This is a genomic window from Kitasatospora cineracea, from assembly GCF_003751605.1.
GTDB lineage: Bacteria > Actinomycetota > Actinomycetes > Streptomycetales > Streptomycetaceae > Kitasatospora > Kitasatospora cineracea.
In genome coordinates this window covers 2,549,077-2,572,806 of record NZ_RJVJ01000001.1, presented here as the reverse complement: position 1 = coordinate 2,572,806, position 23,730 = coordinate 2,549,077, and the positions used below count along the sequence as shown (strand labels likewise).

20 protein-coding genes, 1 tRNA gene, 1 pseudogene and 1 riboswitch are annotated in these 23,730 nt (G+C 75.3%); of the genes and pseudogenes, 9 read left to right on the top strand and 13 right to left on the bottom strand.

Features of this window, described 5'->3' with window-relative positions; all coding sequences use genetic code 11:
- Positions 1-22: 22 nt before the first annotated feature.
- Positions 23-1,744: an RDD family protein gene (locus EDD39_RS11790; protein ID WP_123555419.1), complete on the bottom strand. Its 1,722-nt coding sequence runs from the start codon at positions 1,742-1,744 to the stop codon at positions 23-25.
- Between the two features lie 399 nt (positions 1,745-2,143).
- Here EDD39_RS11790 and EDD39_RS11785 point away from each other — a divergent pair, with 399 nt between their 5' ends.
- On the top strand, positions 2,144-2,563 hold the full coding sequence (locus EDD39_RS11785; RefSeq protein ID WP_014135973.1) for an SsgA family sporulation/cell division regulator: 420 nt from the start codon (positions 2,144-2,146) through the stop codon (positions 2,561-2,563).
- A 319-nt stretch (positions 2,564-2,882) separates the two neighbouring features.
- On the opposite strand, the gene EDD39_RS11780 is transcribed toward EDD39_RS11785, so the two are convergent.
- The 3 genes from EDD39_RS11780 to EDD39_RS11770 form a co-directional block, all read right to left on the bottom strand.
- On the bottom strand, positions 2,883-4,295 hold the full coding sequence (locus EDD39_RS11780) for a glycosyltransferase 87 family protein (protein ID WP_208765486.1): 1,413 nt from the start codon (positions 4,293-4,295) through the stop codon (positions 2,883-2,885).
- A gap of 529 nt (positions 4,296-4,824) precedes the next feature.
- Entirely contained in the window at positions 4,825-6,213 is a 1,389-nt protein-coding gene (locus tag EDD39_RS11775; protein ID WP_123560346.1) for a sensor histidine kinase, read from the bottom strand.
- A gap of 17 nt (positions 6,214-6,230) precedes the next feature.
- Entirely contained in the window at positions 6,231-6,935 is a 705-nt protein-coding gene (locus EDD39_RS11770; RefSeq protein ID WP_030459640.1) for a response regulator transcription factor, read from the bottom strand.
- A gap of 359 nt (positions 6,936-7,294) precedes the next feature.
- Between EDD39_RS11770 and EDD39_RS38950 the strand changes: the two genes are divergently transcribed.
- From EDD39_RS38950 to EDD39_RS11755, 3 genes are all read left to right on the top strand, one after another.
- Positions 7,295-7,675, top strand: coding sequence for a hypothetical protein (locus EDD39_RS38950; RefSeq protein WP_148089429.1), 381 nt, complete (start codon positions 7,295-7,297; stop codon positions 7,673-7,675).
- Positions 7,676-7,860: 185 nt separating this feature from the next.
- Complete coding sequence (locus EDD39_RS11760) at positions 7,861-8,385, top strand: Lrp/AsnC family transcriptional regulator (RefSeq protein ID WP_051816831.1); 525 nt, start codon at positions 7,861-7,863, stop codon at positions 8,383-8,385.
- Between the two features lie 184 nt (positions 8,386-8,569).
- Complete coding sequence (locus tag EDD39_RS11755; protein WP_162869997.1) at positions 8,570-9,346, top strand: helix-turn-helix domain-containing protein; 777 nt, start codon at positions 8,570-8,572, stop codon at positions 9,344-9,346.
- 121 nt (positions 9,347-9,467) lie between these two features.
- On the opposite strand, the gene EDD39_RS11750 is transcribed toward EDD39_RS11755, so the two are convergent.
- The 5 genes from EDD39_RS11750 to EDD39_RS11730 all read right to left on the bottom strand — a co-directional run bounded on the left by EDD39_RS11750 (position 9,468) and on the right by EDD39_RS11730 (position 14,098).
- Positions 9,468-10,286, bottom strand: coding sequence for a hypothetical protein (locus tag EDD39_RS11750; protein ID WP_208765485.1), 819 nt, complete (start codon positions 10,284-10,286; stop codon positions 9,468-9,470).
- A gap of 79 nt (positions 10,287-10,365) precedes the next feature.
- Positions 10,366-11,016, bottom strand: a complete 651-nt coding sequence (locus tag EDD39_RS11745) for an IclR family transcriptional regulator (RefSeq protein WP_030459635.1) — start codon at positions 11,014-11,016, stop codon at positions 10,366-10,368.
- 353 nt (positions 11,017-11,369) lie between these two features.
- Entirely contained in the window at positions 11,370-11,747 is a 378-nt protein-coding gene (locus EDD39_RS11740; RefSeq protein WP_030459634.1) for a DUF2752 domain-containing protein, read from the bottom strand.
- A gap of 100 nt (positions 11,748-11,847) precedes the next feature.
- Positions 11,848-12,084, bottom strand: a complete 237-nt coding sequence (locus tag EDD39_RS11735) for a TM2 domain-containing protein (RefSeq protein WP_244256684.1) — start codon at positions 12,082-12,084, stop codon at positions 11,848-11,850.
- A 190-nt stretch (positions 12,085-12,274) separates the two neighbouring features.
- Positions 12,275-14,098: a DEAD/DEAH box helicase gene (locus EDD39_RS11730; protein WP_123555411.1), complete on the bottom strand. Its 1,824-nt coding sequence runs from the start codon at positions 14,096-14,098 to the stop codon at positions 12,275-12,277.
- A gap of 740 nt (positions 14,099-14,838) precedes the next feature.
- Here EDD39_RS11730 and EDD39_RS11720 point away from each other — a divergent pair.
- Positions 14,839-15,321, top strand: coding sequence for an SsgA family sporulation/cell division regulator (locus tag EDD39_RS11720; protein WP_123555407.1), 483 nt, complete (start codon positions 14,839-14,841; stop codon positions 15,319-15,321).
- Positions 15,322-15,404: 83 nt separating this feature from the next.
- On the opposite strand, the gene EDD39_RS11715 is transcribed toward EDD39_RS11720, so the two are convergent.
- Both EDD39_RS11715 and EDD39_RS11710 read right to left on the bottom strand, forming a co-directional pair.
- A complete protein-coding gene (locus EDD39_RS11715; protein WP_123555405.1) occupies positions 15,405-16,025 on the bottom strand; it encodes a class F sortase in 621 nt (206 codons plus the stop codon).
- A gap of 46 nt (positions 16,026-16,071) precedes the next feature.
- Entirely contained in the window at positions 16,072-18,654 is a 2,583-nt protein-coding gene (locus EDD39_RS11710; protein WP_123555403.1) for a phosphatidylglycerol lysyltransferase domain-containing protein, read from the bottom strand.
- A 341-nt stretch (positions 18,655-18,995) separates the two neighbouring features.
- Here EDD39_RS11710 and EDD39_RS11700 point away from each other — a divergent pair, with 341 nt between their 5' ends.
- Positions 18,996-20,297, top strand: coding sequence for a polysaccharide deacetylase family protein (locus EDD39_RS11700; RefSeq protein WP_123555399.1), 1,302 nt, complete (start codon positions 18,996-18,998; stop codon positions 20,295-20,297).
- 77 nt (positions 20,298-20,374) lie between these two features.
- On the opposite strand, the gene EDD39_RS11695 is transcribed toward EDD39_RS11700, so the two are convergent.
- Both EDD39_RS11695 and EDD39_RS11690 read right to left on the bottom strand, forming a co-directional pair.
- A complete protein-coding gene (locus tag EDD39_RS11695; RefSeq protein WP_123555397.1) occupies positions 20,375-21,820 on the bottom strand; it encodes an MFS transporter in 1,446 nt (481 codons plus the stop codon).
- 196 nt (positions 21,821-22,016) lie between these two features.
- The gene (locus tag EDD39_RS11690; RefSeq protein WP_030459625.1) at positions 22,017-22,331 is read right to left on the bottom strand and encodes a DMT family transporter; all 315 of its coding nucleotides are present in this window, start codon (positions 22,329-22,331) and stop codon (positions 22,017-22,019) included.
- A gap of 34 nt (positions 22,332-22,365) precedes the next feature.
- A riboswitch (guanidine-III (ykkC-III) riboswitch) is annotated at positions 22,366-22,433 on the bottom strand.
- 335 nt (positions 22,434-22,768) lie between these two features.
- On the opposite strand from EDD39_RS11690, the gene EDD39_RS11685 reads away from it, so the two are divergent.
- From EDD39_RS11685 to EDD39_RS40305, 3 genes and pseudogenes are all read left to right on the top strand, one after another.
- Positions 22,769-22,843, top strand: a tRNA-Cys gene (locus EDD39_RS11685).
- A 156-nt stretch (positions 22,844-22,999) separates the two neighbouring features.
- A pseudogene (locus EDD39_RS42675) lies at positions 23,000-23,119 on the top strand (DUF427 domain-containing protein); the annotation flags it as partial.
- Positions 23,120-23,325: 206 nt separating this feature from the next.
- On the top strand, positions 23,326-23,718 hold the full coding sequence (locus EDD39_RS40305; RefSeq protein ID WP_208765484.1) for a DUF427 domain-containing protein: 393 nt from the start codon (positions 23,326-23,328) through the stop codon (positions 23,716-23,718).
- The last annotated feature ends 12 nt before the right edge of the window (positions 23,719-23,730 follow it).

The window sequence follows — 23,730 nt, the reverse complement described above, 5'->3', positions numbered from 1 at the left end:
CCGGCGGACGGTTGACGGCGCCTCAGCCGCGCTCCACCCGCACCACCCGGGTCCGCGCCGCCCGGTCGTGCCAGCCGCGCCGGGCGGTCCGGTCCAGCAGCGCGACGGCCGGGCCGAGCAGGACGGCGGTGCCCAGCCCGCGCAGCAGCCAGCGCGCCAGCGAGCGGCCGAACCCCGGCGTACCGGTCCCGCCCGCGGTGACCACCCGGACCCGGGCCAGCCGCTTGCCGAAGGTCTGACCGGTCCGGGCGATCGGCAGCACCTGGTACAGCAGCCCGAACACCAGCAGCACGCCGAGCAGCACGCCCACCCGGCCCAGCACCGTCCCGTCCAGCAGCCACACCTGGTGCTGACGGCCCGTCATGCTCGCGGCCAACGACGCCTGGTCGATCTTCTCCTGGACGTGCGCCCGCACCGTCCCGACCATCGGCACCGCGACGGCCGCACCGACCACCGCCGTCACCACCCCGTCCACCAGCCACCCGAACGCCCGCGCCCCGACCCCCGCGGCCACGGCCGCCGGGGCCGCCGGACGCCGCTTCCCGGCCCCGTCGGCCGCAGCGGGACGGCGGGCCGACGCGCCGGTGCGGGCCTCCGCCTCCCGGACCTCGGCGGCCCGACTCGGCGGACGGACCCGCTCGCTGGTGACGTGCGCCGTCCGCGGCTCCCGCCCCGGCCGCTGAGCCTCAGCGCTCGAAGCCGGAGCCGGAGCCGACGCAGCTACGGACTCAGGCTCGGGCTCGGGCGCACCTACCGATTCGGGCGCGGACTCGGGCTCGGACTCGGGCGCGGACGCGGGCTCCGGATCGGCACCCCAGGAGACCCAGCGCGGGGCCCCACCGGTCTCCATCAGCCCGCGCTGCGCCTGCGGATCCGCCCGCCAGCCCGAGGCCGGGTCGGCGGACGTCGGCTCCGCCGGTTGCGGCACCGGTTCGACCAGCGCGCCGGGCGCAGCGGACAGCCCCACCGAACCGCCACCGCCGGCCCCGTGCCAGGGCGTGCCGCCGAGCGGCTGCGCGACCCGCGGCTCGCGCCCGGGCTCCGGCAAAAACTCCTCCACCACGGGCGCGGCCCCGGCCAGTTCCAACGGCCGGGCGACCGCCTCCACCTCACGGACCTCCGGCCCCCGCCGCGGCGCGACCACGGCCCCGCTCCCGCTCCCGCCGATGTGCAGCGCGGCGGCGGTGGCCCAGGACTCGGCCGCGACCGGCCGCAGCCCGTTCCCGGCGACCGCCCACGGACCGGCCTCGACGGGGCGCAGCGGCTCCATCTCACTGCGGGGGCGGATCTCCAACTCCCCCGGGCCGTCGAACCCGGCCCCGACCCCAGACCCAGACCCGGGACCAGCACCGTCTCCGCCCCCGACCCCGGTCGGCCCCGGCCCCGGCCCAGCGGCCGTCTCCGGGTGGGCCGACATGGTGAAGAGCGCCTGGGCGCCGGTCTCGTCGAGGTAGATCGGACCGGTCTCGACCAGCGGCGCGGCAGGGGCGGTGGGAGCGGCGGGAACCAGGCCGGGCGGGAGGCTGTAGGGGGGCGCGGTGAGGTAGCGGGCGACGAAGCGCGGCGGGTGGAGGGCCTCGCCGGGGGCGGGCGCGGGACGGCTGGTGCCGGGGACCCAGGCGTGGCCGGCCCAGTAGCGGAGGAAGCCGGGCACCGAGGGGTCGGGGTAGTAGCCGGGCGCTCCGGCGTCCCCGGCCAGGGTGGCGCCGAGAATCGAGCCTGCGCTGGAGGGCCGGTCCGTCATTGCGTCTTCCTTCGTACCGGCACCGCGGCGTGTGGGTGTGCGGACGTGGGTGGGGGAGCCGCGGGCGGAGAGTCGCCGGGCAGTCACAAAGGGTAGTACCTCGGGCGGCCTCGTCCCCCGGGTTCACCGGAACTCGTGAAACGAACGGGGACACGTGGTACTGCGGGTACCCCCTGGGGTGGAGGGGGCGCTCCGGGACGGTGACGGGCGGTGGCCGGCACGGTCCCGGGATCCGGGTTCCGGTGTTCCCGTCCGGAACAACCGGGGCGGGGCGGAAAAGGTTCTGCCGGAAAAAAGTTCCGCGGAAAGTCCCGGAACCCGTGTAAGAGTCCGCGACCGCCCCGCTCTCGGCTGGTGCGGGGCCGAACGGCGGCCCCGCGTGGCGGAGAGGTGAGGACGATGGCCGGACAGTCGACCGGAGTGGTGGAGCAGGAGCTGGAGCTGAACCTGGTGCTGTCGCCGGAGCGCAGCGTCCCGGTGGCGGCGCGGTTGTCGTACGGGAGCCACGACCCGTTCGCGGTGTACGTGACCTTCCACCTGGACAGTGGAACGCCGGTGACCTGGGTGTTCGCCCGGGAGCTGCTGGTGGAGGGGACGTTCCGGCCGTGCGGCCAGGGCGACGTGCGGATCTGGCCGACCCGGTCGGGGCGGCGCAGCGTGCTGTGCATGGCGCTGAGCTCGCCGGCGGGCGACGCACTGCTGGAGGCGCCGCTGCCGACGGTGGCGGCCTGGCTGGAGCGGGCGCACCGGCTGGTGCCGCCGGGGGCGGAGCTGGAGGCGATGGACCTGGACGGTTCGCTGGCGGAGCTGCTGGCGTGAGGGGGCGCGCGGCACGACCCCGGGCGCGGGTGACGGCGTGCGCGCAGCCACCGGCCCACCCGCACCCGACGCCCGCGCACCCGCACCCGCGTCTGCACCCGGTACCCGCTCCGGACGCGGCCCCGACCCGGCCGCCCGGCCGCCCGCCGGAGCGCCCACCCTCGGGACGCCCGGGACGGACGGCGGCACCGCACAGGACGACAGCACCGATCAGGGCGACGCCACGGATCAGGACGGCGGCACAGGTCCGAACAGCGGCGCAGATCCGAACAGCGGCACGGAACAGCACGGCGGGTCCGGCGAACGGCCGCCCCGGGGTTCAGCGGGCCGCGGGGGCCTTCTGGGCGCCGGGGCTGCCGAGCCCGTCCACGCCGCTGCGCGGGGCGGGGACGCGCACCAGCGGGGCGCCGGCCGCACGCCGCCGGGAGCGGACCCGGAGGGCGGCGACGGCGAGGAAGCACAGCCCCATCAGCGGGTAGACGCTCGCCGGGAACTGCTTGAGCACCGACAGGTGCAGGTCCAGGTCGCCCTTGTGCGGGACGATCCACATGGCGAAGGACAGGAAGCCGAGCAGCGTCAGGCCGAAGATGAGCCGCCAGCGCAGGTGCCGGACGGCGGCGGGGCGGGAGCGCTCGTGCGCGGCCTCGGCGGCGAGCAGGACGAGCACGGGGACGCACCACACCCAGTGGTGGGTCCAGCTGATCGGGGAGACCAGCACCGCGGTGATCAGCGCGGTGCACACGCTCCAGGCGTCGGCGCGCGGCGACCAGCGGGCGCTGCGGTGCGCCCAGACGGCGATGCCGAGTCCGGCGGCGGCGACCAGGACGCCGAGCAGGGTGGCGAGGGCGCCGGGGGTCTCCAGGTGCATCTGCCGGGCGACCAGGCCGCGCAGCGACTGGTTGTCGACGATGACGGTCTTGCCGACCCGGCTGGAGTCGAACATGTACTTCGTCCAGAAGCCCCAGGTGGCGTCGGGGAGCACCAGCGCGCCGATCAGGAAGGTGCCGACGAAGGTGGCGCCGGCCACGAACGCGGCCCGGACCCGGCCGGTGACCAGCAGGTAGACGGCGAACAGGCCGGGGGTGAGCTTGATCCCGGCGGCGATGCCGAGGGCGACGCCCTTGCTGCGGGCGGAGTCGGGGCGGGTGAGGTCCCAGAGGATCAGGCAGGCCAGCGCGAGGTTGATCTGGCCGTAGCGCAGGGTGGTGAAGACCGGTTCCAGCCAGACGCCCAGTCCGGTGACCAGCAGGACGCCGACCGGCCGCAGGTCGCGGCGCGGCCAGCCGACCAGTTTGAAGGACAGGTGGGCGAGGGTGGCCAGCAGCAGCAGGTTCCCGGCGGTGACGGCGAGGCGCAGGAATGGGACGCCGAACCAGGTGGTCGGCACGAACAGCATCGCGGCGAACGGCGGGTAGGTGGCGGGCAGGTTCCACTCGGTGACCCGCAGCGCGTACAGGTCGTGGCCGTCGGCGACGGCGGCGCCCTCGGCCCGGTAGACGATCATGTCGACCATCGAGGTGCCGACGAAGTGCCGGACCGTCGCGTAGGTGAGCAGCGAGACCAGGGCGACCGCGGCGGCCAGCCGCAGCGGGCGCCGGGGGGCGGCGCGCAGGGCCGCGGTGATGGCGGTGAGCTGTCGGCCGGGGGCGGTCAGGGCGCGCTGCCAGGCCGGGACGGGCGGCCGGCCGGGGCTGCCTGGGGGCGTGCCGCGTTCCGTGTGCACCGTGCTCACTGTCTTGCTCCGTCCGCCGTCGACCTGCGCTGGCCAGCAGCCGACACTACCCGAACGGTCGGCCGACGCCACTGGTCGCGGTCGCTCCGGGCTCCCCTCCCGGGGCCGTCGGACAGCCAGACGAACAGACGGACAGCCGGACAGACGGACGGGGACGGGCGGACGGGCGGGCCCGGCCCGCCGTCGACCGCTGTTCGAATTACGACCGGGCCGCCGACCGGCCCCGTCCGCGTCGCCGACCCCTCGGCAGAACGTTCGGCGCACCCTTCGGTCGAACGGCCGCCGGAGCGCTCCACGGACGGGTCGCCGCCGCCGGACCGCGCCGGTTCCGGGGCCGCGCACCCCCGTGGTGGCCGGCGTCGGCCGGGGCGGCGGGCCCGCCCGTCCGGGCCGGGGCCGCATGAGACAGCGTTGGCCGACGCTTAGGACGCATTTAAGGGAGGGGATCGACACCGAGCTGTCGCCCCCGCGGTAACAGCTCCTGTGTCGGCATCGTGGCCCCGACGTCGTGGCCCCCGGCGTCCGGTCCTCAGTCCTTGCGGATCAGCCGGCCGGTCCGGCGGCGCTGCTGCCTGGGCAGTTCGACCTGGGTGCGGGTGTTGAGCCGCACCGCGATCTCGGCGCCGCCGAGGACGGCGGAGCGGCCGAGGACGACGTCGCCGCCGGTGCCCTCGGCGAGTTTGCGGACGATGTCCAGGCCGAGGCCGGTGGAGCCCTCGCCGCCGTGTCCGGCGCCGCGGCGGATGGCCGCGTCCGGGTCGGTGAAGCCGGGGCCGCCGTCGCCGACCAGGACGGTGACGGCGTCCTCGGCGGTGACCACGTCGACGGCGAAGGGGGTGCCGACGGCGGTGTGCCGGAAGACGTTGCCGAGCAGCGCGTCGACGGCGGCCGCCAGGTCGCCGCGCTGCACCAGGACGGGGGCCGGCTCCTCGTCGCCGGCCAGCTGCCAGGGGCGGCCCTCGTCCTCGGCGAGCGCGGACCAGAACCCGACCCGGTCCCGGACCACCTCGACGGCGTCGCAGCCGAGGGCGACCGGCGGGGCGTCCACCGGGTGGCGGCGGGCGGAGCGGATGATCTGGTCGACCTCGCGCTCCAGCTGGGAGACGGCGTGCCGGGTGGCGTCGGCGGCGTCGCCCTCGCCGAGGGCGGCGGCGTTGAGCCGGAGCACGGTGAGCGGGGTGCGCAGCCGGTGCGACAGGTCGGCGGCGAGTTCCCGTTCGGCGGCCAGCAGGTGGACCACCCGGTCGGCCATCGCGTTGAACGCGTAGGCGGCCTCGCGGAGTTCTTCGGGCGCGCCGGCCGCTTCGCGCCCCTCCACCGGGACCCGCACGGTGAGGTTGCCGGAGCCGAGCGAGCGGGCCGCGGTGGCCAGTCGGCGGGCGGAGCGGATGATCCGGGTGCCCATCCGGTCGGCGACCGCGACGGAGACCGCGACCAGGGCGAGCGCGACGCCGGAGAGCACCAGCCAGGCGGTGCCGACGCCGCGCGAGAGGTCCGCGTTCGGGACGAACACCTCGACCATGGCGACCCGGCCGTTGTCGACGGCGACGGGCTGCAGCAGCGCGTAGCCGCCCTCGACCCGGACGGTGCCGGCCCGGACGGTGCGGGTCCAGCCCTGGCTGTCGGTGCTGGGCAGCTGGTCGTTGTCGGTGCGGGCGCTGCCGACCGTGGCGCCGCCGGGCAGGTGGACGGCGAGCCGGTCGCGGGCGCCGGAGTCGGTGGAGGCCATCGCCTTGGCGATGGCCTCCTGGTCGGTGGTGATGGCCAGCGCCGGGCCGAGGGCGGCGGCCTGCCGTTCGGCGGCGGTGAACGCCCGGTCGCGGGCGGTCTGTTGGACCATCAGGCCGAGCGGGATGAGGAAAGCGAGCGCGACCATGACGGTGCCGGCGATGGCGGCCTTGACCATCGCCCAGCGCAGCGAGCGGAGGATGCGTTTCACGTCGCGCCCCCGACCGGTCCGCCGGGGGCCTCCAACCGGACGCCGACGCCGCGCACGGTGTGCAGGTAGCGCGGGCTGGAGGCGGTCTCGCCGAGCTTGCGGCGCAGCCAGGACAGGTGGACGTCGATGGTCTGGTCGCCGCCGTAGGTCTGCCGCCACACCTCGGCCAGGATCTCCTTGCGCGGGACGACCACGCCGGGCCGGGCGGCGAGGAAGGCCAGCAGGTCGAACTCGCGGCGGGTCAGGTCGAGCCGCTGCCCGTCGAGCAGGGCCTCGCGCCGCTGCGGGTCGATGGCCAGGCCGCCGACCCGCAGGATCTGGGGTGCCATCAGGGCGCCGCCGCCCAGTCTGCGCAGGACGGCGGCCATCCGGGCCGTGAGGTGCTCCCCGGAGAAAGGTTTCACCAGGTAGTCGTCGGCGCCGTCGTTCAGCAGCCGGACGATCTCCGCCTCGTCGTCCCGCGCGGTGGAGATGATCACCGGGACGTTGGTCAGGCCGCGGATCATCTTGAGCGCCTCGCTGCCGTCCAGGTCGGGCAGGCCCAGATCGAGGACCACCAGGTCGCAGCCGACCTGGGCGACTTCGCGCAGGGCCTCCAGCGCGGTCCCGACGGAGCGCACGGCGTGGCCGGTGTCGGCCAGATGGCGGATCAGGGCGGAACGCACAAAGGGGTCGTCCTCGACCACAAGCACTGTTGCCATGGGGCTGCACGGTACGGCATGGCGGCGCAATGGTCTGTACCTCGGGTGGCTCCGGGACGGCCCGGCCCGGGCGGGGCCTTGAGCTTCCCTGAAGCTCGCCGCCCTTTTCCCACAAGGTTTCTGCGCAATGCCCGTCCCACTGACCTGGCCGTGACCTTCGTACGGCAGGATGGGCCCGCGATGCGGAGCGGACTGGTTCAACTGGGCGCCTGGACGGCGGCCACCGGAGCAGCGGTGGCGTTGTCCTGGCTCGGCGTGCACGCGGTGCTCGTCGACACGGTGTTCGAGCAACCGGTGGCGGTTCAACTGCCTTCGGTGGCCTCCTCGAAGCAGGGGGACCGGCCGGGCCGACCCCTCCGGTGCCGCCCCCGAGCAGCGCGCCGCCGTCCGCGGCGGCCCCGAGCCCGAGCCCGGACCCGGACCCGCCGGCGGGTGCCGCCACCCCGGCGGCCGCGGGGTCGAGCGCCCCGGCCCGGCCGAGCGCGACGGCCCGCAGGAGCAGCAGCCCGCCCAGCACCCTGCACAGCTACCCGATGCTGGGCGGCCGGGTGGCGCTCGACGTGCGGGCCACCGAGGCCCGGCTGGTCTCGGCGGTGCCGGAGGCGGGCTGGTCGATGCAGGTCTGGCACGGCGACCAGTGGCTTCAGGTCAACTTCTCCAAGGACGACCGGGTCTCCACCCTCATGGTGTCCTGGAACGGCACCGCCCCCAACGTGCAGACCTTCGTGGTGGGCAACTGACCGGCGCCCCGGGCCCGTCGGACGCCTGAAGCCGGGGGCGGCCGATCCCAGCGGCCGCCCCGCGGGTGCCCTGGGGAACGCCCCGGCGAACGCCCTGGGCTGGGCGGATGCCCCGGGCCCGCGGACGTGGCCCGCGGACGTCCCGGGCTGACGCGCGGGCCGGGGCGGCCGCACAATGTCGGTCGATGCCCGACCGCTCGCACCACCCCTGGAGCCGCCCCGTGCCCCCGCAGCCCGACGCCATCGACGCGCTGGACGGAAAGCTGATCCGGCTGCTCGCCGAGGAGCCGCGGATCGGCGTGCTGGAGTGCTCGCGCCGCCTGCAGGTGGCCCGCGGCACGGTGCAGGCCCGGCTGGACCGGCTGCAGGCGCGCGGGGTGATCGGCGGCTTCGGCCCGCAGGTGGACCCGGCGGCGCTCGGCTACCCGGTGACGGCGTTCGCCACCCTGGAGATCTCGCAGGGGCAGGGCGCGGACGTCCGGGCGCACCTGGCGGCGGTGCCGGAGGTGCTGGAGCTGCACACCATCACCGGCCACGGGGACATGCTGGTGCGGATCGTGGCCCGTTCGAACGCGGACCTGCAGCGGGTGATCGACCGGGTGGTCGGGTTCGACGGGATCGTCCGGGCGTCCACCGCGATCGCGCTGGAGAACCCGGTGCCGTTCCGGGTCCTGCCGCTGGTGGAGCAGGCCGCCGGGGGCGGCTGCTGACCGGGCCGCCGCCGCTCCGCCGGGCGCGCCTCCCGGATTCGGCCGATTTTTGGCATATGCCTCTGCCTGTGCACGCAAAGATCGCAGCCATGAGCATACGTACCGCACCCGCCGCGTACCCGCCGGCTGCCCCGACGTCAGCACCGCGCCCGCACCGGCCCGTCGGGGACCGGGGGGCGCGGCGGTGAGCCGGCTCACCGAGGCGCCGACCCTGATCGCCTCCGCGCAGCGCGCCCTGCGGCTGTTGGAGGCCGCCGCCCGGCACCCGTCGGGCGCCACCGCCAAGCAGCTCGCCCGGGACACCGGGCTGGCCCTGGGCACCACCTACCACCTGCTGCGCACCCTGGTGCACGACCGCTACCTGGAGCGGCGCGAGGGCCGGTACCGGACCGGCCCCGCGGTGTCCGGGCTGACCGGCCGGAACGGGCCCGAGGGCCCGGCGCCCGGCCCGTCCCGGCCGGGCGGGCTGGACGGGCTGCTCGGCCGGATCGCCCACCAGCTGTCCGCGGCCGTCCACTTCGCCCGTTACAAGGACGGCGAGGTGGACCTGGTCGCCGCGGCCCCCGCCCCCGGCGCCCCCACCGCCGACCCGCGGCACTTCCGGTCCGGGGCGCACGCCCACGCGGCCGGGAAGACCCTGCTGGCCCTGATGTCCGCCGAGGAGCGGCGGTCCCACCTGGCCCGCTACCCGATGGTGCCGTTCACCCCGTACACCCTGCGCGAGCCCGCCCACCTGCCGCTGCTGCCCCGGCACGGGCCGCAGCGGGCCGCGCCGATCACCCAGTACCGGGAGTACGCGCTGGACACCGCCGGGGCGGCGGTGCCGCTGGTGCTGGGCGGCGACCTGGCCGCGGTCTCGGTGGCACTGCCGATGGCCCAGGCGCACCGCTTACCGGAGATCGCCGCCCTGCTGCGGGCCCGGGTCGGCGACGACCTGGTGGCCGCCGCGTTCGGCCGGTAGCCCCGGGGCGCCGGGAGCGCCGCACGAGGGGGACGGGCGCACGGGGGCGCCCCGCCCGGTACCGGTCCCGGCCCTGGCTCCGGCCCGCCCGCCGGGTCCGCCCGCCGCCGGTGACGGGACGTCAGCAGTGCGGGACGGCGCCGCCGCTGTTCAGCGCGTCGAGCGCGGCGATCGAGTCGGAGAGGGTGTCCACCGGCACCAGTTGCAGGCCGTCGGGGGTGTTGACCTTGCCCTGGGTGCACTCGCTGCGCGGCAGCAGGAACACCGTGGCCCCGGCCGCGCGCGCCGCCTGGGTCTTGAGCGGGATGCCGCCGACCTGGCCGACCCGCCCGTCCGCGTCGACCGTGCCGGTGCCGGCCACGTTCCGCCCGCCGGTCAGGTCGCCGCCCCTGCCGTTCCCGGCGATCTTGTCGACGATGCCCAGCGCCAGCATCTGGCCGCCGCTCGGGCCGCCGATCCGGCCCAGGTCGATCTCGACCTTGACCTGGTCCGGCGACAGGTGCAGGTAGTTCAGCGCGGCCAGGGTGGCGCTGTCCTGGGACTGCGTCATCTGCTGCTGGGTGGCCTCGTCGGCCTTGCCGCTGTCGCTCTCCGGGTAGACCTCCTCGGTGGGCACCACCGCCCGCTTCGGGTCGGCCCAGGCCGCCAGCGAGTCCCACAGGGTGTTGCGCTGCCCCGGGTTGGTGGCCTCGACGGTGACCACCCGCAGCTGGCCGGTGGTCTCGCGCTGCGGCGTCCCGCTGACCCGGATCACCGGGTTGCTCCCGTTGTACGCGCCCAGGGTGTCGGCGGTGTCGCCGGGCGACTCCAGGGTGAAGGGCAGCGGCACGAACGCGGCCACCGCGAACAGCGCGAGCACCGGCAGCGCGCACAGCGCGAGCGCGCGGGTGCGCGGGGCGGTCAGGGCCGGGGGCAGGTTCTGGGAAGGCACACCCCGCATCCAAACACACCGCGCGGCCCGGCACGGACGGCCGCGCGGATCGGCCCCGGGACGCCGGGGCGCCCCGGGGCCGGCGGGTTCAGCGCAGCGCGTCGGCGACCTCGGTGGCGGCCTCGACCACCCGCGGGCCGACCCGCTCGGGCACCAGGCCGTTGAGCATCACCACGCCGACGCTGCCCTCGATGCCGCTGAGGCCGATCAGCGCGGCGGCCGCGCCGCTGGCCCCGGACTGCTCCTCGGCCCGGGTGATCACGCAGCCCTGCTCGGGGCGGCGCTGGCCGGGGAAGCTGCGGGCCTCCAGGATGGCCCGGCCGGCCGCGCTCTCGGAGAGCGGGTGGCGCAGGCCGGTGCGGTAGGCGACGTGGAAGTCCGTCCAGGTCGGTTCGACCACGGCGACGGCGAGCGCCTCGTTGCCGTCGACCAGGGTGAGGTGCGCGGTGGCGCCCAGGTCCTCGGCGAGCGAGCGCAGCGCGGGCAGCGCGGCCTCGCGCAGCAGCGGGTGGACCCGGTGGGCGAGCCGGAGCACCCCGAGGCCGACCCGGGCGCGGCCGCCGATGTCCCGGCGGACCAGGCCGTGCTGTTCCAGGGTGGCGAGCAGGCGGTAGACCACCGTGCGGTTGACGGCCAGCCGGGCGGCCAGCTCGGTCACCGTCAGTCCGCGTTCGGAGTCGGCCAGCAGTTTCAGCACCCGGACACCTCTGTCCAGGGTCTGGGAAGTCTCAGCAGTCACGAGGCGCCAGGTCCTTTCCGCGGCAAGTCCGACCCTACGACAGAACTGCCGTGAGCCGCACCGGAATTGGTCGCGCGCAGGAAGGGTGTCCGGCGCGGGAGTCCGGCCTCGGCGACGTCGACGGGACGCGGGGCTCCGCGGTAGCCGTCCGGGCTGTTGGGTGGGTCCCGGACGATTGTGGGGAGACGCTAATGAACGGGGCCGCCCGGTGGAAGTGGTTGTCCAAAATTCGGGCAGCATCGATGGAAAGTCGTGATGAAAAATCGGATAAGGCACTCATAACTCGCGCCGCGGGCGCCCGAGTGTCCGATATCTGTGCGCCGCCGGGTCGGCCGGTGCGGCGGCCGGGCGGCTCAGAACAGGTTGCGGCCGACCGTCCAGAGCACCGCGCCGACGAGCAGCGCGGCCACGGCGCGCGGGCCCATCCGCAGTCGCCAGTGCCGCCCGGCCAGCCCGTGCCGCAGCCGCACCGCGAACCAGGCGGCGACGAACGGCAGGGCCAGCAGCAGCGCGGCGTTGTCGTGCCAGGCGGCGGCGAGGTCGCCGTGCAGGAGGTCGTACGCCATCCGGGTGCCGCCGCAGCCCGGGCACTGCAGGCCGGTCAGGCGGCGCCACGGGCAGAACGGGAGCACCTGGCCCGACCGGTGCGGGTCGCGCGAGTAGAGGTACGCCGCGCCGGCCAGGCCCGCGGCGAGCAGGCCGAGCGGGCCGGCCGCGGGGTGGCGCAGCAGGGCCGGGGAGCGGCGCGGGCCGGTGGACGGCCGACGGCCGGCACCCCCGTCGCGGTCGTCCGCGGGGCGGGGGTGCCGGCCGGCCGGTTCGGTGGGCACGTCAGGGGCGCAGCAGGCGGCCCTGCGCGTCGGTGCGGGTGTCGCTGACCAGGAAGATGATGCCGTCGATCAACGCCCAGAGGCCGAGGCCGCCGCAGGTGAGCAGCTGGGCGACGCCCATGCCGACGTGGCCGGTGTAGAAGCGGCCGATGCCGAGGCCGCCGAGGAAGATCTGCAGCAGGCCGGCGACGAGCTTCGACTTGTCGGACAGCTCGGGGTTCTGGGCGGGGTACGCCACGGGGTGCTCCTCAGGGGTTGCGGGCCGGCAGGCCGCGTGGACGGCGGCGCCGACAGGTGTGACCGCATGCCGAGGCGTCCCCATGTGTGGTGTCCCCCCAGCACCGGCATGCCGCAGATTAGCGGATCATGCGATCACATGTCTCCACATTCTCTTTGCCAAGTGTTGAAGGTGTGGAGCCGACGGACCGTCAGCCCTGGGCGGCCCACTCGCGGATCCGCCCGATCCGCGCCTTCAACTGGTTGGCGGTGGCCTGCGCGGTGAGCGGCCCGCCGCACTGCCGGCGCAGCTCGTTGTGGATGGTGCCGTGCGGCTGCTCGGTGCGGTGGTGCCAGGCGGCGACCAGCGCGTTCAGCTCCTTGCGCAGCTCGCGCAGCTCCTGGTGGGTCACCACCGGGCGTTCGTCGGCCGGGAGTTCGAGCAGGTCGGCCTCCTCGGCGGGCCGGGCCTTGGAGCGCTGGATCTGCCGGTGCTGACGTTTCTGCAGCAGCATCTGCACCTGGTCGGGTTCGAGCAGGCCCGGGATGCCGAGGTAGTCCTCCTCCTCCTCGCTGCCGGGGTGCGCCTGCATGCCGAACTCCATGGCGTTGTACAGCACCCGGTCGAAGACCGCGTCGCTGCCCAGCGCCTCGTAGGAGAACTCCTCGGTGCCGGTGTCCGCCCCGTCGTTGGCCTTCTCGGCCTCGGCGAGCAGCCGGTCCTCCTCGTCGAACAGGCCCTCGCCCTCCTTCTTGGGCCGGTCCAGGACGTGGTCGCGCTGCAGCTCCATCTCGTTGGCGAAGCCGAGCAGCATCGGGATGGTCGGCAGGAACACCGAGGCGGTCTCGCCGCGCTTGCGGGCGCGCACGAAGCGGCCGACGGCCTGGGCGAAGAACAGCGGCGTGGAGATCGAGGTGGCGTACACGCCGACGCACAGCCGGGGCACGTCGACGCCCTCGGAGACCATCCGGACCGCGACCATCCAGCGCGAGGTGCCCTCGGCGTAGTCGGAGATCCGCTGGGACGCCTCGGCCTCGTCGGAGAGCACCAGCGCGACCTTCTCGCCGGTGATCTCGCGCAGCAGCTTGGCGTACGCGCGGGCCACCGTCTGGTCGGTGGCGATCACCAGGCCGCCCGCGTCCGGGATGCCCTTGCGGACCTCGGTCAGCCGCCGGTCGGCGGCCTGCAGCACCGCCGGGATCCACTCGCCCTGCGGGGCCAGCGCGGTGCGCCAGGCCTGGGCGATCAGGTCCTTGGTCATCGGCTCGCCGAGCCGGGCCTCCAGCTCGTCGCCGGCCTTGGTGCGCCAGCGCATGTTGCCGGAGTAGCTGAGGAAGATCACCGGGCGGACCACGTGGTCGGCCAGCGCGTGCCCGTAGCCGTAGGTGTAGTCGGCGATCGACTTGCGGATGCCGTCGCTGCCCGCCTCGTACTGGACGAACGGGATCGGGTTGGTGTCGGAGCGGAACGGGGTGCCGGTGAGGGCGAGCCGGCGGGTGGCCGGTTCGAACGCCTCGAAGCAGGCCTCGCCCCAGGACTTGGAGTCGCCGGCGTGGTGGATCTCGTCCATGATCACCAGCGTCTTGCGGGCCTCGGTCCGGTTGCGGTGCAGCATCGGGTTGACCCCGACGCCCGCGTACGTGATCACGATGCCCTGGTAGTCCTTGGACAGCGGGCCCGAGGAGTACGCCGGGTCGAGCCGGATCCCTATCCGGGCGGCGGCCTCGGCCCACTGCTTCTTCAGGTGCTCGGTGGGCGCGACCACGGTGACCTGCTGCACCAGGTGGTTGTGCAGCAGGTAGGACGCCAGGGTCAGGGCGAAGGTGGTCTTGCCGGCGCCCGGGGTGGCGACTGCCAGGAAGTCCCGGGGCTGCTTCTCGATGTACTGGTCCAGCGCCCCCTGCTGCCAGGCCCGCAGGCTGGCCGCGGTGCCCCAGGGGGCGCGGCCCGGGAAGGCCGGGGAGAGGTGCGCGGCGGCGGAGGTGCCACTCGGGCGGGGGTGGGTGCTGTCGGCGTGCGAGAACAGCGGGGCCATCGAGGAGGAGGCGGCGGTAGTCACGGTCTCCGAACAGGGTCGTCGCAGGTCAGGGCCCATGTACGGCCCTTCCCCCGCGGGCGGCGGGCGGTCGTGGAACCCGCCCAGCCTAGCCCCTCCCGGAGCCCGGCCGGCCGCCGCGGCACGCCCCTGTGGCGTGCGTCCCACTGCGGCCGGGCGCTCGTCACCGGACCTGCACACGGCCCGGCCGGGCGTTCGGGGCGGCCGCCTCCGGCACCGGCCGCGGGTGCGTCCGGCCGCCGGGGAAACCAGCCGCCGCGGACCCGCCGGGCGGCGGCACCGCGCTCCGGCCGCACCGTCGCGGCCCGCCTGCCCGCGGGCCTCCCCGGCCCCCTCGCCGGTGCCCGGCCGGGCCGCCGCCGGGTGCTCGCCGGTCGGCAGCGGCCGGCGCGGCGTCCGACCGGAGACCGCGCGGTCGCGGGGGTCGCGCAGCGCGGTCCGGGCGGCGGACCGGTCGCCCTCCCGGCCGGCGACCCTGTGGCGCACCTCGCAGCCCGCCGCGGCCTCGATCCGCCGCTCCGGGCCGTCGAACGGGGACAGCAGCAGCACGGCCGGCAGCGCCACCGCCCCGACCGGCCGGAGGTTGACCCGGGTGTGACACAGATCACTGAAGGAGGGTCCGGAACCGGTGTAATCCCTTCCGCCCTTCCCGACTCTTCCTCACCAGGGAGCGACACCGGTCGCGCCCGTACCAGCACGCACCTTCGGGAGGAACCGCCGTGTCCGCAACGCCCGCGCCGGTCGAGCAGACCACGCACGCCCGGCTGATCGTCAGCACCCACCGCTCCGCGCTGCTGCGGGTGACCCTGCACTACCGGGCCGACGACCCGCTGGCGGTCCGGATGGTCTTCCCCGCCGAGTACGCCCTGGAGCCCGACCCGCTGGACGACCCGGCCGTCCCGTGCGCCGACCTGCCCGCCGAGCCGTCCCCCGGGCCGGCCGACGGGGTCGAGTGGGTGTTCGCCCGTCAGCTGCTGGCCGCCGGGCTGGACCTGCCCAGCGGCGAGGGCGACGTCCACGTCCGCCCCGCGCCCGGCACCCGCACCGTGGTCGAGCTGCGCTCCCCCGAGGGCGTCGCACTGCTCCAGTTCGACCGGGCCGACCTGCGCCGCTTCCTGTGGCACAGCTACCTGGCGGTGCCGGAGGGCCGGGAGCTGAGCCACCTGGACTGCGACCGGGCGCTCGCCGAGCTGCTGGCCTGACCGGCCGCCGTCCTGGCGGCGCGCCCTCACGCACCGTCAGGACGGCGGCCGCTCGGACCCGGCAGCTCCCCGCTCCCGGCCGCTCAGGCCCGCTGGGTGCGGACCAGGTGGGCGTAGACCACCACGTTCCCGTCGTAGCCGCCCTCCCGGGTGAAGCCGCCGCCGCAGGTGATCAGCCGCAGCTGGGCGTCGGGGGTGGCCGCGTACACCTTGCGGTCGGGGAACTCGCTCTTCGGGTAGACCTCCACCCCGTCGACCTGGAACCAGGCGGCCGCCCCGTCCGCCCGGGCGACCTCCAGCTGGTCGCCCTTGCGCAGCGAGCCCAGCCGGTAGAACACCGCCGGGCCGTGCGCGTTGTCGACGTGCCCGGCCAGCACCGCCGCCCCGCTGGAGCCGGGTGCGGCGCCGTACCGGTACCAGCCGGCCAGGTTGCGGTCCTCCTCCGGCGGCGGCTGCAGCCGGCCCTCGCCGTCCAGGGCGAGCCGGGACACCGGCGCGTCCACCCCGAGCACCGGGATCCGCACCCGCACCGGCGGCGAGGGCGGCAGTGCGGGGACGGCCGGGCCGACCGGGGTGCCGTCGTACGCCTGCGCGGCGGCCGGCGCCGGCGGCAGGGTGCCGGTCAGGCCGCCGTTCAGCAGCCAGGCGCCCGCGACGACGGCTCCTGCGGCCGCCACCGCCCCGGTCCACGTCCGCTCGCCCACCGCACGCCCTCCGTCCTGCACCGGCTCCGGTCCCGACCCGCCCAGTTCACCCGGGTGCCGGGGCCCGGGCACCCGGTGGGTTCTGTCCGGGTGACGCGCCGTCAGCGCGGCGGCGGCCGCGCCGCAGCCGGGGCCTGGTCAGGAAGCCCTCGGCCAGCGCGGTGGCCAGGCCGATCGCGGGCAGCTCGGAGGGCTTCTCGTACAGCACGTAGCGCGGCTCCCAGACCGGCCGGTAGCGGGCGTTCGCCCGGTACAGCGACTCCAGCTGCCACCAGCGGGACAGGAACCGCAGCACCCCGCGCCACAGCCTCAGCACCGGGCCCGCGCCCAGCCGCGGCTCGAACGCCTCGCGGAACATGGCGAAGTTCAGCGACACCCGGGCCGTCCCGAACTCCCCGGCGCGGAGCAGCAGTTCGGCGACGGTGTACTCGACCAGGCCGTTGTCGGACTCCCGGTCGCGGCGCATCAGGTCGAGCGAGAGGCCGTCCGCGCCCCAGGGGACGAAGGAGAGCAGCGCGGCCGTCCGCCCGGCCCCGTCGCGGCACTCGGCGAGCAGGCAGTCGCCGTCCGCGGGGTCGCCGAGCCGGCCCAGCGCCATCGAGAAGCCGCGTTCGGTGCGGCCGTGCCGCCAGGCGTCGGCGAGCCGGACCAGGTCGGCGAACTCCTCGGCGGGGACGTCCCGGTGGCGGCGGACCACCACCGTGTACCCGGCCCGGGCCAGCCGGCGGCAGGTCTGCCGCAGGCCGCGCATCTCCCGGCCCTCCAGGGTGAAGCCGGCCGCGGCGACCACCGCCTCGTCGCCCAGGTGCAGGGCGCGCAGCCCGGCGGTCCGGACGTAGACGGTGCCGCCGCGCTCGCCGGCGCCGGTGACGGCGGGGATCCAGGCGTGCGCGCGGGCCCGGCGCAGCCACTCCTCGATCGCCTGCGGCCAGGCCTCCGGGTCGCCGACCGGGTCACCGGAGGCCAGCGCCACCCCGTTGACCACCCGGTAGGCGACGGCGGCCTTGCCGCTGGGCGAGAAGCACACCGACTTGTCGCGGCGCAGCGCGAAGTAGCCGAGCGAGTCGCGTCCGCCGTGCCGCTCCAGCAGGGCGCGCAGCGCCCGTTCGTCCTCGGGGCCCTGCCCCTCGGCGCCGTGCGCGGAGCGCAGCAGGATCCGCAGGGTGAGCAGCAGCAGGGCGGTGGCCAGCAGGTTGAGGCCGAGGTCGACCCAGCCCGGCACGTCCACGTCGGTGACCTGGAGCAGGCCGGAGACGGTGACCAGCCGCAGCACCGCGTACCGGGCGGCCTCGCCCCAGCCGGGCACCCCGTCGGTGTGCGCGAGCCGGACGGCGACGGCGCCCAGGGCGGTCAGCAGCGCGCCGCCGAGCAGCAGCACGGCGGCGGCCAGCGGCAGGTTGCCCCGCCCGCCGCGGACCCGGAACACCGGGCGGGCGGCCAGCAGGGCCAGCAGCAGCGCCAGGGTGAGGGCGGCGGAGACCCAGTTGAACGGGTGGGCGCGGTACTCGGGGAAGGCCAGCGCCAGGGCGTAGACGGCGGCGTGCGCGGCGGTGACGGCCAGCGCGGCGATCCAGGCGGCCCGCTTGCGGCGGCGCAGCATCACCGCGAGCAGCCCGGTCAGCAGCGCGGTGGTGAAGCCGGAGGTGACCAGCACGGGGGTGAAGTACTCGCCCCGGTCGGCCCGTTCGACCTGGGCCCGGAACGGGGCGACCAGCGCGCCGAGCAGATTCAGCAGGGTGGCGATCCGCAGGTACCAGCGGGCCGCCGCGGCGCAGCGCAGCCGCCAGCGCGCGGGCGGCCGCCCGGGCACCGGCTCGGCGGGTCTCTCGGCGGGTGCCTCGGCGGGTGCCTCGACCGGTGCGGGCGCGGGGGCCGCGACGGCCTCCGGGTCGGCGTCGGGGGTGCCGGCCACCAGGTCGTACGCGGCGGTCTTGACGGCGACCAGGCGGCGGTGGATCCGGTCCTCGCGGCGCTCGGCGCGGGCCAGCCGGCGGGGGCGGGAGCGGTAGCGCCAGCGGGCCCACGGGCTGGCGGGGCGGGCGAGGCGGACGGCGCCGACCAGGGCCAGCGGCCAGAGCATGATGCCCAGCAGCCCGGTCCAGGTCTTGCCCTTGAGCAGGCTGACCACGACCAGCGCCAGCAGCACGGCCGCCCCGGCCAGGGTCGGCCCGTCGGGGTGCCGGGCGAAGCCGCCGAGCGGGAGTTCGCCGACCAGCAGCAGCCCGATCGTCGCGGCGGCCAGCATCACGGCGTCCACCGAGGTGCGGCCCTGGGTGGACCAGTAGACGTCCTTGAGGTGCAGCACCAGCGCGAACTCGTCCAGCACCAGGCCCGCGCCGACGCCGAACCCGAAGCCCAGCAGGTTCCACCAGTCGCCGCCGTCGCCGCGCACCGCGAACGCGGCGACCCCGCAGACCAGCAGCAGGGTCTGGCCGAACACCACGTGGTGGATGTGCAGCCCGCCCGGGGCCACGTTGCCCGGCCACCAGCGGACCCGGGCCCGGATCATCCGGGTGCTGAGCCGGATGAACAGGAACGACAGCACCAGGCCGAGCAGCAGCAGGAACAGCGGCTCCCGTCCGGTGTCGACGATCCGGTCGCGGTAGGCGTCGATCAGCGGCTGCCACATCGGCGGGTGCGACCTCCGTGTCTGCGGGTGCGTCGGGCGGGCGGGGTGCGCCGGCGGGTGCGCCGGGCGGTACGGGCGGGCCCGGCCGTCGGCCGGTCTTCCTGACGTCCAGTCAACTCCCCGGGCCCGCCGTCGCCCCGGCCCGGTGCGCCGAACAGGTGAGCGTCCCGGCGTGGCGTCCCCCGGTCATCCGTACCGGGGGCGTGCTTACCGGCGCGGCGCCCGGACGCGTGCCATGCTGAGGCCGACTCCCCCCGGACGACGCATCTCTCCATTTCATCTGATGGACCGTTCATCCGGCCGGTGACTTCCCCTGACTCCCTGGTGAACGGATGTGAGACATGGACGCCCTCTCCCGCAGGACGCTGCTGGCCGCCGGTGCGGCGACCGCCGCCACCCTGGCCGCCGGCTGCGCCAGCACCTCCGGGAGCGGGGGCTCCGCCCCGCCCGCGCAGGCCGACGGCCTCGCCGCGAACGGCAGCCCCAGCGCCGTCCCCAAGCCCCCCGCCACCCTGATCGGCGACGGCTCCACCTCCGACACCGGCCCGCAGCCCCACCAGCCGCAGGCCGTCCCGCTGGAGGCCGGCCAGCGGCCCCCGCAGTTCGTGGTCTTCTCCTGGGACGGCGCCGGCGAGCTCGACAACCAGCTGTTCAGCCGGTTCCGGAAGCTCGCCAAGGAACACGACGCCACCATGACCTTCTTCCTCAGCGGCATCTACACCCTGCCCGAGTCGAAGAAGACCCTGTACCACCCCCCGCAGCACTCGATCGGCGCCTCCGACATCGGCTACCTCAGCGACCAGCACATCCGCGCCACCATCGAGCAGGTCAGCGCCGCCTGGCTGGAGGGCCACGAGATCGGCACCCACTTCAACGGCCACTTCTGCGGCGCCAACGGCGGCGGCAAGTGGTCGCCCGAGGACTGGGACAGCGAGATCCAGCAGGCCATGGACTTCGTCATGAACTGGCGCACCAACACCGGCAACACCGAGCTCCCCGCGCTGCCCTTCGACTACCGCAAGGAGCTGATCGGCGGCCGCACCCCCTGCCTGGAGGGCCAGCGCGGCCTGCTCCCCACCGCCGTCAAGCGCGGCTGGAAGTACGACAGCTCCGGCCCCGGCGGCCTGCAGATGTGGCCGCAGAAGTTCGCCGGCGGCGCGCTGTGGGACATGCCGCTGCAGTCCATCCCGTTCCCCGGGCACACCTTCCAGGTGCTCTCGATGGACTACAACATCATGTACAACCAGTCCGGCGACAACACCAAGGGCGACCCCGGCAAGCAGGCGTTCTGGCAGACCCAGGCCCGCGACTCGTACCTGGCCGGCTTCGACCGCGCCTACAACGGCAACCGGGCGCCGTTCATCATCGGCAACCACTTCGAGCAGTGGAACGGCGGCATCTACATGAACGCCGTCGAGGAGACCCTCAAGCAGATCGCCGACAAGCCCGAGGTCCGGATGGTCTCCTTCCGGCAGCTCGTCGAGTGGCTGGAGGCCCAGGACCCGGCGGTCCTCAAGAAGCTCCAGGCGCTCGCCCCCGGCCAGGCCCCGAAGGAGGGCTGGAACGCCTACCTCGGCGGCGCCGGCACCCCGGCCAAGGGCGCGGCCTCCCCGTCCGTCCCGGCGGTGGCGGGCGGCAAGTAGCCCCCCGGCCCCACCCCGCCCCCGGCTCCGGCCGGGCCGCGCTCCCCACCCGGGCGCGGCCCGGCCGGAGCCGTCCGTCAGGCCGCGGCCTTCGCCGTCGCCCGCCCCGACAGGACCGCACCCACCAGCGCGACCACCGGCATGGTCAGGAACACCGCGGCGAACGCCCCCGCCGGCAGCTCCCCGCCGTCCGCCGCCGCGCCCACCGCGCCACCGCCCAGGGCCGCGAACAGGACGCCCGCCAGGCCGGTCAGCAGGACGTTGCCCAGCGCGTCGCTGAGCTGCAGGGCCGCCGAGTTGCCGCCGGTCTCCTCCGGCTTGGACAGCTTCATCATCAGCACGCTGATGCTGGCGATCGCCAGGCCCATCCCGGCACCGCCGACCGCCCAGAACACCGCCGTCACCCACACCGGCACCGCCGGGAACAGCACCAGCGCCGCCCCGCCGACCGCCACCGCCGTCGCCACGAAACCGGCCCGGATCAGCGCCGCCCGGTGCCGGTCCGCGCCCGGCCGCCCCTGCAGCCAGGACCCGAACGCCCAGGACAGCCCGCCCGGCGCCAGCGTCAGGCCCGCCATCGTCACCGACAGCCCGCGCTGGGTCTGCATCATCAGCGGGATGAACAGCTCCGACGCGAAGAACGCGCCCGCCGCGACCCCGCGCAGCAGCATCACCGTCGGCAGCCCGCGCGCCGCCCGCAGCGTGCCGCGCGGCAGCAGCCGCAGCACCGCCGGGCCCATCAGCGCGAGCCCGGCCACGGCCGGCAGCGGCGCCCAGACGTCCAGCCGCTGGCCCGCGTACTGCAGCAGCGCCGCACCGACCGCGACCATCGCCGCGTCCCGGGTGCGCCGCCAGTCGTACCGGCCCGCCCGCACCGGCGGCTGGGACCTCTCCGAACGGCGCAGCGCCGGGCCCATCACCGCGAGCGGCAGCAGCACCAGCACCGGCACCGCGAGGAACACCCAGCGCCAGCCGAGGTGCTGGGTGACCGCGCCGGAGATCACCGGGCCGAGGATCGAGGGCAGCACCCAGGCCGCCGAGAACGCCGCGAACACCGACGGCCGCAGCCGCTCCGGGAACGCCCGGCCGACCACCACGTACAGCGCGACGATCACCAGCCCGCCGCCCAGGCCCTGGACCGCCCGGCCCGCGACGAACATCCACATGTTCACCGCCGTACCGGCCGTCACCAGCCCGGCGGCGAACACCGCGATGCCGCTGAACAGCGGGGCGACCGGGCCGCGGCGGTCGCACCACTGCCCGGAGACCACCATCGCCAGCAGGGTGGTGGTGAAGTACCCGGAGAACGCGAAGGCGTACAGGCCGATGCCGTCGAGCTGCTGGGCGGCCGTCGGCATCGCGGTGTTCACCGCCGTCGCCTCGAAGGCCAGCAGCAGCACCACCGACACGATGCCGAGGGTCAGCGCCCGCCAGGGGCCGCTGAGCACTCCGCCGGTGCCGTCGTCGCCGGGGAGGAGGGGATGCGGGGGCGCTGCCGTTTCGGCCTGGGAGGTGCTGGTCACCTCGACATGGTAAGTGCCGTTGCGGCAGTTTGATCCTGACCTGCGGTCGGAACCGGACTCCGCCCCGCGGCCTAGGACCTCCCCCACCGCACCGGGACGGGCATCGGCGCAGGCAGTGCGGGCATCGGCGTGAGCAGTGCGGGCATCGGCGTGAGCAGTGCGGGCAGCACAGGCACCAGCGCGGGCAGTGCGGGCATCAGTGCAGCGCCTTGAGTCCGACGACCCCGGACAGGATCAGCACCAGGCAGGTGATCCGGGCCGCGCTCACCGCGTCCCCCATCGCCACCATCCCGTACACCGCGGTGCCCACCGCGCCGATGCCGACCCACACCGCGTACCCCGTCCCCAGCGGGATCGACCGCATCGCGTACGCCAGCCCGCCCATCGACAGCGCCAGCGCGACCGCGAACACCACGCTCGGCACCAGCCGCGAGAACCCCTTGGACGCCTCGAGTGCCACCGCCCACACGGTCTCCAGCACTCCGGCCACGATCAGAACCACCCAAGCCATGACGACGGACTCCTCCGCAGTAGTCGAACCACCTACCGCGCCGTCTTGTCGTGCCGGGTACGACGCACCTCGTCCGGGACGCGCCGCGAACGGCCGCCTCACCACCGAAGGTAGCACAGCGGCGAAACACGGAATTCACGAAAGGACATTGTCTCCGCACCACCGCCGCCCGCTATAGTGAATTCACCGGACCGCAGGAAGCATCCGGCACAGCCCGGCGAAGTCCGGCACACGACAGGAGAAGGCGATGAGCAGGAAGACGGCGGCCCTCGCAGCGCCCCGCACCTGTGCCTCCTGTCCCGGCTGCGCCCGCTCCTGTTGCCGCGGCCACCGCCGCCGCTGTTGCGCCTGATCCGCAACTACCCTGCGCTGTAGGCGTCCTGACGCCTGCACGGGCTCGATCACGCCGCACGCAGCACCGTTCGCACCACCCCCATGACCATGTGCCCGAGTGGCTGAGGGAACCGCCTGCAAAGCGGTTTACACGGGTTCGATTCCCGTCATGGTCTCCACTCCGCCCCGAAGGAATTCGCCGGGCGCCCGCCATTCCCGGCCGGGTCCCCGGCGAATTCCGCCGCCATTTGCATTTCCCCTTTTCGATTTCCGCTCCCCCTTCTCCGCCTCCGCCGTCCGGAAACTCCCGGGCGGCGCCGGCCGTTGTCCCGGGCATGGCCTCCAGCGACGGCACCGTGCCACGGATCGAACCCTGCGGCAAACGCATCCGCACCTACCTCGGCGGGCTGGCGGTGGCCGACACCACCCGCGCCCTGCTGGTCTGGGAACGCCCCCACCACCCCGTCCACTACTTCCCGACCGCCGACGTCCGCACCGACCTGCTCACCCCACCGACCGGGTCTCCAGCCGCCCCCTGCTCGGCACCGCCCGGGTCTTCGACCTCACCGCGAACGGCCGCACCGCCGAACACGCCGTCCGCCAGTACCCCGACGCCCCCGCCGGGGCGCTCCGCGACCACCTGCGCTTCGACTGGGCCGCGATGGACGCCTGGTACGAGGAGGACGAGCAGGTCTTCACCCACGCCCGCTCCCCGTACACCCGGATCGACATCCTGGCCTCCTCCCGCACCGTCCGGGTCGAACTCGACGGCACCCTGCTGGCGCTCTCCCGCTCCCCGCGCCTGCTCTTCGAGACCGGCCTGCCCACCCGGTGCTACCTCGCCCCCACCGACCTGGTCCTCCCCCTCTTCGAACCGGGCACCCGCACCACCCACTGCCCCTACAAGGGCGCCGCCGACCACCTCTCCGTCCGCCTCGGCGACACCCTCCACCCGAACATCGCCTGGACGTACCCCACCCCGTTCGCCGAGTCCCAGAAGATCGCCGGCCTGGTCGCCTTCTACGACGACCGGGTCACCCTCCACCTCGACTGACCACCCCGCGCA

Excerpts from the sequence above, each read along its gene's own strand:
- EDD39_RS11790 (WP_123555419.1), bottom strand. The coding sequence starts at position 1,744 with ATGACGGACCGGCCCTCCAGCGCAGGCTCGATTCTCGGCGCCACCCTG.
- EDD39_RS11785 (WP_014135973.1), top strand. The coding sequence starts at position 2,144 with ATGGCCGGACAGTCGACCGGAGTGGTGGAGCAGGAGCTGGAGCTGAAC.
- EDD39_RS11770 (WP_030459640.1), bottom strand. The coding sequence starts at position 6,935 with ATGGCAACAGTGCTTGTGGTCGAGGACGACCCCTTTGTGCGTTCCGCC.
- EDD39_RS11760 (WP_051816831.1), top strand. The coding sequence starts at position 7,861 with ATGCCCGACCGCTCGCACCACCCCTGGAGCCGCCCCGTGCCCCCGCAG.
- EDD39_RS11750 (WP_208765485.1), bottom strand. The coding sequence starts at position 10,286 with ATGCGGGGTGTGCCTTCCCAGAACCTGCCCCCGGCCCTGACCGCCCCG.
- EDD39_RS11730 (WP_123555411.1), bottom strand. The coding sequence starts at position 14,098 with ATGGCCCCGCTGTTCTCGCACGCCGACAGCACCCACCCCCGCCCGAGT.
- EDD39_RS11710 (WP_123555403.1), bottom strand. The coding sequence starts at position 18,654 with ATGTGGCAGCCGCTGATCGACGCCTACCGCGACCGGATCGTCGACACC.
- EDD39_RS11700 (WP_123555399.1), top strand. The coding sequence starts at position 18,996 with ATGGACGCCCTCTCCCGCAGGACGCTGCTGGCCGCCGGTGCGGCGACC.
- EDD39_RS11690 (WP_030459625.1), bottom strand. The coding sequence starts at position 22,331 with ATGGCTTGGGTGGTTCTGATCGTGGCCGGAGTGCTGGAGACCGTGTGG.
- EDD39_RS40305 (WP_208765484.1), top strand. The coding sequence starts at position 23,326 with ATGGACGCCTGGTACGAGGAGGACGAGCAGGTCTTCACCCACGCCCGC.